Genomic DNA, 13,002 nt, shown 5'->3' on the forward strand with positions numbered 1-13,002 from the left:
GGCCATTCTTATGAATTCCAATCCCTACACCAATGAGCCTGAAGTGTCTTCTCTGGACGTTGGTGAATTGTATATTCGTTATAAAAATTATGCATTTTCAATTGCTTACCGCATGCTGGGCAGTGTGGTAGAAGCTGAAGATATTGTGCAGGATTGTTTTGCGGGGATTCAAAGCACGTCTGCTCAGGATATTCGTAATCCGAAGTCCTACATTGCCAGACTCGTTGTGAACCGAAGTTTAAATCTGCTTCATTCCGCCCGCAACCAGCGGGAAAGTTATATTGGTGAGTGGTTGCCAGAGCCCCTTGGTGACAGTGAAGTGGAAAATAGGCCAGAGGAAACGATGCAGAAGAAAGAAATGATATCCTACGCCTATCTGGTCATGTTGGAGAGGCTTTCGCCCATGGAACGGGCTGTTTTTGTACTTCGTGAAGCGTTCCGATATGATTATTCCGAAATAGCGGATTGGCTGGGCAAAACGGAAAGTAACTGCCGTCAAATCTTTAGCCGCGCTAGACGGAACTTGCCTGAAAGACTTCCCCCGATCGAGCAGAGTGATGCGGATATGTTAGCCAAAGGCGAAATGCTGAGCCGGTTTACAACGGCTTTCCTTCGTTATGACGTCTCTGCCATGCTCGAATTATTGGCGGATCAGCCTGTATTTACAGCAGATGGCGGTGGTGTTGTGCATACTGTTATGAGAACGATGAGTGTTCACAAAGGCGTGCTTGCCCTTCTGACCTCGCGGCGGGTCCTTACGCGATTGCGTGAAAGAGAATGGGTACCGATGTGGATCAATGGCGAGCTTCAACTCGCGTTGATGAAAGAAGGACAGTTGTCCGAGGTACTCTGTTTGGAATTGGACTCTTCCGGGGAGCGGATTGAGGGTGTTTACCTCGTCGTGAATCCGAACAAACTTATATCGGTACACACGACAACTCTTTGATCAGAACGTAAGGACTAGATATATAAACGGAAAAGCGACAACCTCTGTTCCGAGGATTGCCGCTTTTTTTTGCACTCCATTTGTGATTTGCTCCACCTTATTATTCAAGGGCAAAGTGTTGTTCAACAGATTCAATAATTGCTCTCACTTCTGGTGTAAGCTCATCATTGTTCTGATTGAGAACTAGTAAAATTTTCTCCATGGTGTCCAAAAGAACACTCTCCGTATTGGGCTCCCGCTTAGCCAAAGCTTTCTCGTAAGCCTTTTTCACCTCAGGGTCCATGGTGCGGATTTCTTCTTCCGTGTACCAATCATAAGCAGGCGTATTGTCACTTCCGTAAAACAGATATTCAACAAATAACCACTGCTTCACTGTTGATGCACGATTGGAATTCGGAAAGTTGTTCAAAAAGGCTTCTTTCTCCAATGCACGCTGGATTAATTCATTCCAAGAGATGATAATGCCACCATCTGAAGTTGTCATTTGATTGGACTCGGTAGCCATAATATCAATGTACGCGGCAATATCAGCCTTAACAAAAGGTTTGAACTTTTGATATATCTCATAATTGATGATGGGGTAATACAAGCCTTCACTGGTTTCCAGTTTGAACCCGAGATCAGATGCTTCCTGCAGAACCTTCCTCACTGACGGATCTTTAATTTCTTTCAGCAGACGACTATATGTAAGCTTCTGTTCGTAACCAAGTTGTTCATTGGCCTGCGATAGGGCTTGTTGAAACTGTTCCGTATACATTTGGTTATCCATATCCGCCAGCTTCGTATTCTGCATATTCTCCAATTGCAGGGTCATTAATGTTGCCTGCCAAGGACCGACTTTATCAATATGATTCATGAGATATTTACGTGCTTTAACCAGACTTTGTGTGGACTTCACTGCTTCTGTTCGATAGGTTTGGAATTGATGATACACCGCTTTGGAAGCGGGAACAGGTGCAGCCAGTGTGGTTGAGGTGGTAAATGTCGAGCCAATGGCAGTACAGCCGAGAGCCATAGCCAGTAAACCAAGTTTAGCAGGTTGCTTCCATCTCATTCGTATACCTCCTCTTAATGAAGAAAAAGCCATTTGAATTCACGTATAACGGCATTTCCCCGTATTTTATATCTTATGATCCGTAAGCTGAATATGTACAGGTTAGACTTTGATTAAACCAGTTTCTGGTAACCGAATCAAGTGTCTTAAGCACGAAAATGGATTACATATATCCCAAAAAAACAGCCTCTACAACCCGTTGGGTTAAAGAGACTGTCCTGGTATTTGGCTTTGTTTTCTAATTAATGAAATGGTTTATTGCTGACAGGCATCTGTGGTGCTCCGGTTGCTGGAATATAAGCCTGAAGCATCTGTTGTGTATCACTTGGTGTGAGTTGAGGTACTTGATAATAGGCGTTTTTATTCTGGAACATGAAAATTTCATAAGCCATCTCAATAAAATGCTGAATCTGCGAAGCGATGACTCGACGAACCGTTCCATTCGTAATTTCGCTGCAAGACATGCCAAGAAGACTCGCATGTGACTTGATCAGTCCCAGCATATGACCGCTAATCCCGGCATCCTTTACGTCAGCCAAGCTCTGGTTTGGCTTTTTCGGTGCTGAGGGCTTAAGGCCATATACCGGTGGTACCATGTTGGGGATCATGTAGGTTGCCGTCTCTTGATGAGGCTTCTGTCCGGATGCAAAACACTCTGCTGTCAGATTGTACTGGGATAAAATGAAGTTATACTGTCGGTCCAGAATACCAATCAGTTCCTGACTCTGCACAAATGTACGAAAGATCATATATTGATCCAGCACGTTAATGGTGGAGGCCAGAATTTCATGCACATCGAACATCTCATGGCCACCATGATTTAAGTTAGGGCTGATATTTGGATTCGTATTCAATGTGGGCTGTACTGCATTCTGAGGGTTCATGGAATTTGGATTCATTGTAAATTTGATTCTCCTTTGGTAAATGGTATGATTCTAGTATGCTTGGAGAGTAGTAAATTTATGTACATAAGTGAGGTTAGAGTCATTGAGAAAACTGAATTATATTCACATATTTATTTTCCTTAGTGTGGTCACAATAGTAACGCTGGGCTTGTACTACGTAGCCGCAGATTGGCTGGATCAAAGTTATTTTCGCTTCCTGATCTGGAATCTGTTCTTGGGCTGGATTCCTTTTGTGTTTTCTTATGCAGCTTATCTTCTAAGTCATGTGAAATGGAAAGGTGCTGTATGGCTTGCAGTCGCAAGTGGTCTGCTGTGGTTGTTATTTTTCCCGAACTCTTCTTACATTGTTACGGATTTGGTTCATCTGACAGCGAGAAGTACCCGGTATTATGGTGGGAACGGAGTGGACTATACGTATTGGTACGACTTGAGTGTTGTATTAATGTTTGTCTGGACTGGACTTCTACTTGGATTCCTGTCGATGTATCAGCTTCAGGAAGTGATCTATCACCGAATCGGACGCTGGGCATCCTGGAGCTTTGTACTGGCTGGCTGTGCTTTGGGAAGTTACGGGGTATTGCTTGGACGTGTATATCGACTGAATAGCTGGGATGCATTGACGAATCGCGAGACGCTGATTGAACTGATGCGCGAAAGTGTAAGCCGTCCGTCTCTTGCGTTTTGCCTGTTCTTTGGCACGTTTATCATCACAATCTATGCCACGCTATACTATCTGATCAATACAAGGTCTCCCCGTGAAATGAAGAAGAGTGCATGAACTCCCAAGGCGGACCTGCAAGCCTTACGCTAATTTATGTTATCTTGATGCTGAACTCATTACATCTAATCTTAATGTATATTGCTGAATAGGCTGTTCCAAGTCATACAATATGGCTGTTGGAACAGCTTTTTAACATTGGATTGAGCCCTGGATGTTCTGAAGAAAAATACCTCTACTTATTAGAGATTAACTCAAGGATGGTTTTCACAACCAGTTCGGGTTCATCGTGGATAACCATATGCCCACTGCGGGTGGCCGTAATGAGCTGACTATCCTTAGATATATTCAACATGTTACGCTGCCCCGATTGCCATATGGATTCGAGCCTCTGCCCCATTTCAACTGAAATCCCTGCTTGAGCATAGTCTTGAGGACGTCCGCGTGCAATGATACGCACAGGCATTGATCCAAGATTTTGGCCACGAATAGTATCTTCTGTTAAATAGGCGAGTAAGGCTTCTCCCTCTTTGGCATGAAAAAAGGAGGGGGTGGCAATCACATTAACAAAAGTATCCCGATCTTGCTTGGCAACCAGACCATCAAGCAATAAGTCTGGAAATAATCTGAAAGCGCCGGATAACTTCAGTAAGGATAGGAAGGAGGCAGACGGGTTTCCTTGAAACTGAGCCTGTTCCAACAAAGCCTTGGTATTCTTCTCATCGTCCTCAGGTCTCGCATCAATAAGGACAAGGCTTTGAATCTCACTTGTGTAGGTCTGTGCGAAGAGTCTTGCATACATCCCACCGAGGGAATGACCTACCATAACGTAAGGACCACGGATATTTTCCTTCTCCAGAGCTGCGTGTAAATCCTGAACGATATTCGCACCTGTACGTTCTGTAGGGGCAGATTCACTCCAGGCATATCCTGCACGATCATACGTGACCACCGTTGCATGTTGGGCGAGTGTCGCAGGAATGTCTCTCCACGACAAACTTGTCTCACCACTTCCAGCCTCCATAAGGATGGTCGGCGAACCACTACCTTGTTTATGAATATGTAGTTGGTAACCACTGACTTGAACTAACTTACCGGGAGGTGGAAAATCTTTTTTGGCCTGCGACGAAGCAAACCACTCATAGAGGAATGCTGCACCAATTAGTAGTAGCACTGTGCAGAGCAGCTTCACCATGATAGTGAAAATTCTGAATCTCTTTCGTTTTTTGGTTGGACTAGTTGTAAGCATGATCTTATGAACTCCTCTCCTACAGCTGTTTTTTTATTTAGTACAGTGTATTAAAAATATTATAGCACAGTGTATTACTAAAAGAGAAGGATGGTGTATAATATTGTCATGCCAAAAATCGTAGATCACGAAGCTCAAAGGAAAATCGTTGCTGATGCAGCAGTTCGGGTCATACAAGATCACGGACTCGAGCATGCTACCGTTCGGAATATAGCAAAGGAAGCGGGACTATCTGTAGGTTCCATGCGTCATTATTTTGCCACACAGGCCGAATTGTTCGCCTTTTGCATGAATCTTTTTGCAGAAAGGGTACAGAAAAGGGTGGAGGCGTTACAGATGAGCGGTTCCGTACTGCAGGATATGAAGAATCTGCTCTTGCAATTTCTCCCGTTGGATGAAGACAGAATGATGGAAATGGAGGTCTGGTTTTCGTTTACAGCCAAATTATTGGTGTACCCCGAATTAAAAAAGTTAAGTGATCAGATGCATCAGGGGATGTATCGATCTGCTCAGTGGGTAATACATGAGTTGCAGAAGCATGGCATGGCACATCCTGAACTGGATGCTGAGATGGAGATAGAGAAGTTATATGCTCTTGTGGATGGACTCGCCATTCATATGTTAATGCAGCCAGATAGACTTACAGTAAAACGAGTGGAACAAGTGATTGAACAGCATTTGAGCATGCTATGTCCAACCTAATCTTACGTTGTATGAATAAGGGTTATTTCCTTTTATAAGGGAGTGACTCTTATTTTTATGGAAATTTTGCAGGTATCCAGGATGGTATAACGAAGAATTAAGAATGAGAATGTAATGAATACATAGATAAGTAGGTGAACAACAAAATGTTGAATGCAGTAGAGCTGACAACAAAAGTAGAAGAAGTCATGGAACGTGTGAATTTTTCGGGTGTTGTATTACTCCAGCAAGCCGGGAGAACTCTTCTGAATATAAAACGTGGTTATGCGAATCGTAGTGAAGAGCTTGCCAATCAGGTGGATACACGGTTCGGCATTGCATCAGGATGTAAGATCTTCACGGCAGTGAGTATATGCCAGCTAATTGAAGCAGGCAAATTGTCTGCGGATTCCAAGCTGACGGATGTGTTGAATGTGGAGTTTCCACTGTGGGACGAAGGGATCGCCATTCATCAGTTGTTAACACACACGTCAGGTATTCCGGATTATTTCGATGAAGAAGTGATGGATGACTTCTCAGAATTGTGGAAAGACAGACCGGTTTACGCAATGCGGCGATTAAGTGACTTTCTGCCCATGTTTCAGCAGCTGCCGATGAAGTCTGCTCCGGGTGAATGTTTTCACTACAACAATGCGGGTTTCATTGTGCTGGGGCTTATTGTGGAACAACATTCAGGACTGTCGTTTACAGATTATGTGGAAGAGCACATTTTCAAAAGGATTGGCATGAAGGACTCCGGTTATTTCGTAACAGATCAGCTTCCGCGTAACAGCGCTTTAGGGTATATCGATCATGAAGATGGCTCCTGGAACACCAATATGTTCTCCATTCCTGTCAAAGGTGGATCAGATGGTGGGGCCTATGTTACAGCACCGGATATGATTCGATTCTGGGATGCTTTGCTGGGTCACCAATTGCTGAATGCTGAGACAACACGGCAGTTATTAACTCCACATGCTCATCAAGAAGATGAAGAGTATTATGGGCAGGGGATCTGGATTGACCGCAAGGGGGAAGGGATTTTCAAATTTCATGTCATGGGGTTTGATCCAGGGGTGTCGTTCATGTCTTCCGTGTATCCAGACTATGATCTACAACTGGTTGTGCTCTCGAATCAAGAGTCTGGTCCGTATCCAATCACGGTTGCTATCGAAGAAGCATTGGCATAAGGAATAAACCCTCAGCCTATGGATTGGTTATCCTACATCAGGTTGGGGGTTCATTGGTCTAGCCATGGGTCGAACAACATACAAGAGCGGCCTGCATTTATAGCATTTTCCACAGCTCAGGGGCGATTAATCGAGTGAAAACATCCAGTGGAGGTTTCTCTTTCTTTCGTTTATCATTGGTTAACACCGTAACGAGTTCAAGCTCGGGCACAATGTATACATACTGACCACCAAACCCTCGCGCGTAATAGTATTGGAGATGGGGTCTGTCGTTTTCAGCAGCAATATCTTCGGCAACAGACCTTTCATTCGGATAGACATCCACCCACCAATGCCAAGCATAACTGCCGTGATTTGGTGGAGTGACTGTAATGAATGGCTGCGTTGAACGGGTAACGAGCTGACTGGAAATGAGAGACTTACCCTCCCACATCCCTTGCTGTAAAAAGAGCTGGCCGAATTTCAGAAGATCTGCGGGTAGCATCTTTAGGCCGAATCCGCCAGTATGGACACCTTGTGGGTCACTTTCCCATTCAAAGTCCTTAATTCCCAGTGGACCAAAGAGATAACGTTCTGCGAATTCAGCTACGTTCATGTCAGCATTTTGCATCAGGATGGTGGATAGAATCTGTGATACTCCTGAGTTGTACTCCATATATGTACCCGGTACATGACTTAAGCGTTGTTCCAACGTAAAATTCACCCAATGATCGGTGCGGGTCATGCGAGGGAATGAATTCTGCCCGCCGAACTCGTCCCAGTTGAATCCGGCTGTCATGGTGAGCAGTTGTTCCAGTGTAATCGCTGGTTTACTCGGGTCAGGATCAAATGTCAACTGTGGGAAAAAGGTGGAGATTGGGGCTGAAGCCTCTGGCAACAAGCCTTTATCCATCGCTATACAGATGAGTGCGGACAGCACACTCTTGGTACATGAATTGATTTTTGCAATATCGGTCGCAGCCTCGTGGTTGCGGTAGTGTTCGTACATAATCTCACCGCGTACGCTGACCAGACAGCTTCGCAGATCCAGTGGTGGAATGATCTGTTGTAACTTGGATGACAGTAATGAAGGATTCATAGTGTCCTTTCTGTACGGTTGATTTGTAATAAGAACTGGTGGAAATAGGTGTCCATTATCTTAGCATACTAGCTAAGCGAAGCTCAACAAACGATTACGTAATCCTGGTATGAAAGGTATACTAGTAGCTAGGAATAAAATGATTGTAGTGTAGCAAAAATGTAATAGTAGGAGGGTATACCTTTGTTCAAAATCGGAAATCAAGGATCTTTCAAAACGCTCCCTGATCATGCCAGGGCAATATATGAGGGAGACACCGGGGCTGTAGAACAATTCATTAAGCAGGGCATGGATCTCGAAGAAGAGATTACGCTCAGTAAATACATAGCATTAACGCCACTCGACCTTGCCTTAATCTGTAATCAACCGGAAGTGGTTAAATTATTGGTCGAGCATGGAGTTAATCTGAATGTCAAAAATAATTCGGCAATCCTGAAGACAGTTAGATACTGTGGAGAAGAAATGGTGCGATACCTGTACCAGCAAGGTGCCAAGTTAAATGGCCTTAATCGGGTCAAATCCAGTGCATATGATGAAGCCTACTATGGCAACAAAAAGAATATAAGAGTCTTGAATGAACTGGGGTTGGATATTCGTAAATATGGAGGTAAAACATTACGCAAGGCTGTAGCAGATCACGATATGAAGACAATTCAGTACTTGCTGGATCAAGGAGTGGACGTTAATTACAATGAACCGGATATGGTGTACCCGTATAAGGCGACACCTCTCACGGTAGCTGCAAGACTTAATAACATGAAGATGGTTCGATATCTGGTGGACCAGGGAGCAGATGTGACCATTCAGGAGAAGGATGGAGAGCGAGCGTACACAATTGCAGTGAGTCAGAAAAATGAAGAAATGGCTGAATATCTCAAGGGGTATGAACCTCAAGAATTTCATGATATGAACAACAAATTGAATGCATTAAAGTCTTATAAACTGCCACAGCAACTCATTGATTTTCTAACCGGCGCTCTCAGAAGAATAGACTTGCCAGATAATGAATCAGGTGTCCGATATATAGAATTCTTTCATCTGATCGATACCGTGGAGATGAAAATGGGCAGACAGAAACTACTGCGTATTTCCTCGGACATCGATCAATACTCACATATCCTGATTGTCTGGAATCCGAGCAAAAAAATGATGGGATATGCAGACATTGAACATCAAGAACATGGAACGATAGCTACATTTGAAGAGTTCATGTTAAATCCAGCTACATCTATAGAGGATATCCTGAATTAGATGGAGTATACACGAGATTTCCATTAACCTCTTTCCTATTATCATATGGAAGAGGTTTTTTACTATGGTAGAAATACTAATATAGAAAAATATTTAATTCAGAATCTAAAACTCTGCCTTAATGTTGCCACGATAATGAAACGTTTCGAATTAATATTTCTAAATGACCCATATTATATTCAGTATTTGTAAGCGTTATATTTTATAGTTTACTGAAATGGGAATTTTATGATACCATATACACGAAACGTTTCGAGTTCATTTGAAGGGAGAAACTTATGAAAAAAGCAAAAAAGTTCAACTTTATTTTAACTTTTTGTCTGGTAGCTAGCCTGGCTCTAACTCCTATGGCTTCAGCAGGTGACTCAAGTAATGTAATTGGATTTCGAGCAGAATTGAAAGCGATTGCATACAAAACCTATATGTTTTTTGAGGACTATACGGATCAGAACACTGGCTTGACTTACGATGAAGTGCGGCTCACTGAAAACGGGACAGAAGAAGCGAAACGTACCTCGCCCACGAACATCGCCATGTATATGATGAGCACCGTTTCAGCGCAACAATTGGGTATTATTTCGAAGAAAGAAGCTGTACATCGTCTGCAAACGACTATCAATTCCCTCGAAAAGTTAGAAAAGTGGAACGGCCTATTTTATAACTGGTATAACACAGATGACGGTTCAGTGAAGAAAGATTGGGGACAATTTATTTCCCAAGTTGATAATGGCTGGTTATCCGCTGGTTTAATGGTTGTTGGGCAAGCCTATGAAGAACTTCATGGGGAAACAAGCAAGTTGGTCGAAAATATGAATTATACCCCGCTATATGATCCTGAAGTCGGCCAATTCCGCGGAGGCTACGATGTGGCTAAAGGCGCACTGACGGACCACCATTATGGAATGTTTTACACGGAACCACGCGTAGGCAGTTATATTGCCATTGGGAAAGGTGACGTTCCCCAAGATCATTGGTGGAAGATGTATCGTACATTACCTCAAGAATGGGATTGGCAAGCTCAGATTCCTCAAGGCAAATCCGTTAAGTACGATGGAGTGGATGTGTTTGAAGGAAGTTATGTATACAAGGATAAAAAGTTCGTGCCAAGCTGGGGAGGCAGTATGTTTGAAGCTCTTATGCCCGGTATGGTTATAAAGGAAAAAGAGCTGGGTACTCAAGCTTTGGGATTGAACAACCAGCGTCATGTTGAATTGCAGATCGAATATGCCAAAGAAAAAGGGTATGCCGCATGGGGCTTCTCACCTTCTGCAACTCCGACAGGTTACAGTGAGTTTGCAGCAACGCCGTTAGGGACCTCAGGTTATAAAGATGGAACAACGGTGACCGCACACGCAACATTCCTTGCCCTGGATTATGCTCCTGAAGCTGTTCGAAAGAATATTAAAGCTTTAAAGAACTTTAAAATGGTTGGCAAATATGGTCTCTATGACTCAGTCAATGTTGAAACAGGAGAAATTGCGAAAGCTTATCTGGCACTGGATCAAGGAATGATTATGGTATCGATCGCTAACTATCTTCAAGACGGCGTTATACGCGATTATTTTCACAGTGATAAGATAGGACAGGAGCCAGAAGAATTATTGAAAAAAGAAGTCTTTTCCATCCATTAAAGGAGAGGGAAACTTGCCATACTAATTGTTCAAATGGAACGAAGCAGCATGTTTTCTGCTTCGTTCCATTTGCGTATGTCGAAACCGTATCTTAGGTTGCTCGGTGATCACAATATGTATCTTTTGCAGCTTGAAAGCAGGTTCGCAATTCACATATTTGCAGCCTTGCTCCATTGCAACCATCCTCATTATTGCAGTACGGAAAGTACCGCAGTACCGCGGTTTTACACATCCTATTCGTGACAATGCAGAACCTACATATTTACCGTGTCATCTTCGGTTCACTATACTTCGGTTTGTAAGCGTTATCAAAAAGGGAGTCAGCAAGAATGCAAACCAGCAACATAACCGTAGGTAATGAAAGACATAGAAAGGAGTGAGAGAGTGAAGGAGAGTCACATAGTAGTATCCGTAAATCCTGCTTTTAATAAGAACTCTCTTGGCAAAAGAATTTGGAAAAACTGGGAGCTTTATCTGTTCATGCTTCCCGCGTTGTTGTATTTCCTTATTTTTCATTATGGTCCGATGTACGGTATTCAGATTGCTTTTAAGAATTTCGTACCTTCAAAAGGAATTACGGGCAGCGAATGGGTTGGTTTTGACCATTTTGAACGGTTTTTCAATTCTTATTTTTTCTGGGATCTGCTCTGGAACACATTCAGTATCAGCTTCTATGAACTTGCCATCGGATTTCCGCTACCTATTATATTGGCGCTGGCCTTCAATGAAGTCCGAAACGGCCCGTTCAAGAAATCGGTCCAGACGGTCACCTATGCACCGCATTTCATTTCTGTAGTTGTCATGGCAGGTATGATCATTACCTTTTTATCACCCTCAAGCGGAATGATTGTTCGGTTCATCGAGTTCATTGGTCTTGAACCAGCACAATTTCTGACGGATCCCGCATGGTTTAAGACAGTGTATGTCTTCTCAGGCGTCTGGCAGAGCACCGGGTGGGGAACCATTATTTATCTCGCAGCTCTGTCAGGCGTAGACCCCCAGCTTCATGAAGCAGCCATTATGGATGGAGCAAGCCGAATGAAACGGGTGTTGCATATCAATCTGCCGACGATATTACCCACGATTACGATCATGCTGATCTTGAATATGGGTAATATACTGAGTCTTGGTTTCGAGAAGATTCTGCTGCTGCAGAATTCACTCAATATGGAAGCATCCGATGTAATTTCCACCTATGTATACCGCGCCGGATTGGTGAACGCTCAGTATAGCTTCTCTACGGCTGTCGGATTGTTTAATTCAGTAGTTAACGTTATTTTGCTTGTTACGGTCAACCAGATCGCCAAACGCACCAGCGAGAACAGCCTCTGGTAGAAAGGAGTTGAAGTCTTTGGTTACTGCGATGAAAGAATCCCGAGGGGACAAGCTTTTTCTGATCAGCACTTATATTTACCTGGGTCTGGCAATGCTGGTTGTTCTCTATCCACTCATCTATATTCTCAGCGCTTCAATCAGTTCGCCGCAGGATGTCAATTCGGGAGCGATGTGGTTGTTTCCAAAGAATGTAACACTGGACGGCTACAAGCTTGTGTTTGAGAACCCTAAGATATGGAGTGGTTACTGGAATACCATTATTTACACAGTGGTAGGGACTCTGCTCAATCTCGCCGTCACTCTGCCGGCCTCGTATGCGCTCAGCAGATCTGATTTTGTCGGGCGCCAGTTGTTCATGGGCCTCATTCTGTTCACGATGTTCTTCAGCGGTGGAATTGTGCCGACGTATCTGCTGGTCAAGAACCTTGGACTCATGAACAGCATGTGGGCATTAATTTTGCCGGTGGCCGCTTCGGTCTGGAATATCGTCGTGGCCCGTACCTTTTTTCAGACGACCATTCCGAAAGAACTTCAGGAAGCAGCACATATTGACGGCTGTACGAATCTAAAGCTGTTCATTCGCATTGTTCTACCGCTGTCGGCACCGATTGTAGCCGTTATGGCCTTGTTCTATGGGGTTAGCCACTGGAACAGCTACTTCCCGTCCCTGATCTATTTAAATGATGAAGCGAAGTATCCGCTGCAGATGGTTCTGCGTCAGATCCTTGTTCTTCAGGAAATGACGGCGGAAACGACGGGCTCATCTATCAACGGAGAGGTAGCGACCGCCATGAATAATAAGGCAGAAACGGCATCCCTGATTAAATATGGAGTCATTGTTGTCTCCACACTGCCCATCGTCGCAATTTATCCGTTCCTGCAGCGTTACTTTGTCCAAGGGGTCATGATAGGTTCTGTTAAAGGTTAAACAGCTGAAATGTGATGAAATCAAGGGAGGAATTAT

The 13,002-nt window shown here is 43.7% G+C and carries 12 protein-coding genes; 8 read left to right on the top strand and 4 right to left on the bottom strand.

Annotated elements, in window-relative coordinates; genetic code table 11:
- Positions 1-10 precede the first annotated feature (10 nt).
- Positions 11-946: a sigma-70 family RNA polymerase sigma factor gene (locus MHH93_RS00335; protein WP_500052083.1), complete on the top strand. Its 936-nt coding sequence runs from the start codon at positions 11-13 to the stop codon at positions 944-946.
- 100 nt (positions 947-1,046) lie between these two features.
- Here MHH93_RS00335 and MHH93_RS00340 read toward each other — a convergent pair whose 3' ends face one another.
- Entirely contained in the window at positions 1,047-2,000 is a 954-nt protein-coding gene (locus MHH93_RS00340) for a hypothetical protein (RefSeq protein ID WP_500052084.1), read from the bottom strand.
- A gap of 242 nt (positions 2,001-2,242) precedes the next feature.
- Positions 2,243-2,884 (bottom strand): spore coat protein, encoded by a 642-nt coding sequence (locus MHH93_RS00345; RefSeq protein WP_500053288.1) that lies wholly within the window; start codon positions 2,882-2,884, stop codon positions 2,243-2,245.
- Between the two features lie 103 nt (positions 2,885-2,987).
- On the opposite strand from MHH93_RS00345, the gene MHH93_RS00350 reads away from it, so the two are divergent.
- Positions 2,988-3,683 carry a DUF1361 domain-containing protein gene (locus MHH93_RS00350; RefSeq protein WP_500052085.1) on the top strand — a complete coding sequence of 232 codons (696 nt, stop codon included), beginning with the start codon at positions 2,988-2,990 and terminating at the stop codon, positions 3,681-3,683.
- 175 nt (positions 3,684-3,858) lie between these two features.
- Here the strand turns inward: MHH93_RS00350 and MHH93_RS00355 are convergent, their stop codons facing one another.
- Entirely contained in the window at positions 3,859-4,872 is a 1,014-nt protein-coding gene (locus tag MHH93_RS00355; RefSeq protein ID WP_500052087.1) for an alpha/beta fold hydrolase, read from the bottom strand.
- Between the two features lie 108 nt (positions 4,873-4,980).
- Here MHH93_RS00355 and MHH93_RS00360 point away from each other — a divergent pair, with 108 nt between their 5' ends.
- Together MHH93_RS00360 and MHH93_RS00365 are read left to right on the top strand one after the other, a co-directional pair.
- The gene (locus MHH93_RS00360) at positions 4,981-5,574 is read left to right on the top strand and encodes a TetR/AcrR family transcriptional regulator (RefSeq protein WP_500052088.1); all 594 of its coding nucleotides are present in this window, start codon (positions 4,981-4,983) and stop codon (positions 5,572-5,574) included.
- Between the two features lie 146 nt (positions 5,575-5,720).
- Positions 5,721-6,743, top strand: a complete 1,023-nt coding sequence (locus tag MHH93_RS00365; protein ID WP_500052089.1) for a serine hydrolase domain-containing protein — start codon at positions 5,721-5,723, stop codon at positions 6,741-6,743.
- Between the two features lie 97 nt (positions 6,744-6,840).
- Here MHH93_RS00365 and MHH93_RS00370 read toward each other — a convergent pair whose 3' ends face one another.
- A complete protein-coding gene (locus MHH93_RS00370; RefSeq protein WP_500052090.1) occupies positions 6,841-7,821 on the bottom strand; it encodes a serine hydrolase domain-containing protein in 981 nt (326 codons plus the stop codon).
- 183 nt (positions 7,822-8,004) lie between these two features.
- On the opposite strand from MHH93_RS00370, the gene MHH93_RS00375 reads away from it, so the two are divergent.
- The 4 genes from MHH93_RS00375 to MHH93_RS00390 all read left to right on the top strand — a co-directional run bounded on the left by MHH93_RS00375 (position 8,005) and on the right by MHH93_RS00390 (position 12,966).
- Positions 8,005-9,072, top strand: a complete 1,068-nt coding sequence (locus tag MHH93_RS00375) for an ankyrin repeat domain-containing protein (protein WP_500052091.1) — start codon at positions 8,005-8,007, stop codon at positions 9,070-9,072.
- Positions 9,073-9,350: 278 nt separating this feature from the next.
- Complete coding sequence (locus MHH93_RS00380; RefSeq protein ID WP_500052092.1) at positions 9,351-10,703, top strand: glucoamylase family protein; 1,353 nt, start codon at positions 9,351-9,353, stop codon at positions 10,701-10,703.
- Positions 10,704-11,060: 357 nt separating this feature from the next.
- Positions 11,061-12,038: an ABC transporter permease gene (locus MHH93_RS00385; protein ID WP_500052093.1), complete on the top strand. Its 978-nt coding sequence runs from the start codon at positions 11,061-11,063 to the stop codon at positions 12,036-12,038.
- A gap of 16 nt (positions 12,039-12,054) precedes the next feature.
- A complete protein-coding gene (locus tag MHH93_RS00390) occupies positions 12,055-12,966 on the top strand; it encodes a carbohydrate ABC transporter permease (RefSeq protein WP_253438227.1) in 912 nt (303 codons plus the stop codon).
- The last annotated feature ends 36 nt before the right edge of the window (positions 12,967-13,002 follow it).

The sequence above is a fragment of the Priestia sp. FSL H7-0729 genome (assembly GCF_038005685.1).
In the GTDB taxonomy this organism is placed as follows: Bacteria; Bacillota; Bacilli; order Paenibacillales; family Paenibacillaceae; genus Paenibacillus.

Coding starts and splice junctions, on each gene's coding strand:
- MHH93_RS00385 (WP_500052093.1), top strand. CDS start 11,061: ATGAAAGACATAGAAAGGAGTGAGAGAGTGAAGGAGAGTCACATAGTA.
- MHH93_RS00380 (WP_500052092.1), top strand. CDS start 9,351: ATGAAAAAAGCAAAAAAGTTCAACTTTATTTTAACTTTTTGTCTGGTA.
- MHH93_RS00335 (WP_500052083.1), top strand. CDS start 11: ATGAATTCCAATCCCTACACCAATGAGCCTGAAGTGTCTTCTCTGGAC.
- MHH93_RS00360 (WP_500052088.1), top strand. CDS start 4,981: ATGCCAAAAATCGTAGATCACGAAGCTCAAAGGAAAATCGTTGCTGAT.
- MHH93_RS00370 (WP_500052090.1), bottom strand. CDS start 7,821: ATGAATCCTTCATTACTGTCATCCAAGTTACAACAGATCATTCCACCA.
- MHH93_RS00340 (WP_500052084.1), bottom strand. CDS start 2,000: ATGAGATGGAAGCAACCTGCTAAACTTGGTTTACTGGCTATGGCTCTC.
- MHH93_RS00345 (WP_500053288.1), bottom strand. CDS start 2,884: ATGAACCCTCAGAATGCAGTACAGCCCACATTGAATACGAATCCAAAT.
- MHH93_RS00355 (WP_500052087.1), bottom strand. CDS start 4,872: ATGCTTACAACTAGTCCAACCAAAAAACGAAAGAGATTCAGAATTTTC.
- MHH93_RS00365 (WP_500052089.1), top strand. CDS start 5,721: ATGTTGAATGCAGTAGAGCTGACAACAAAAGTAGAAGAAGTCATGGAA.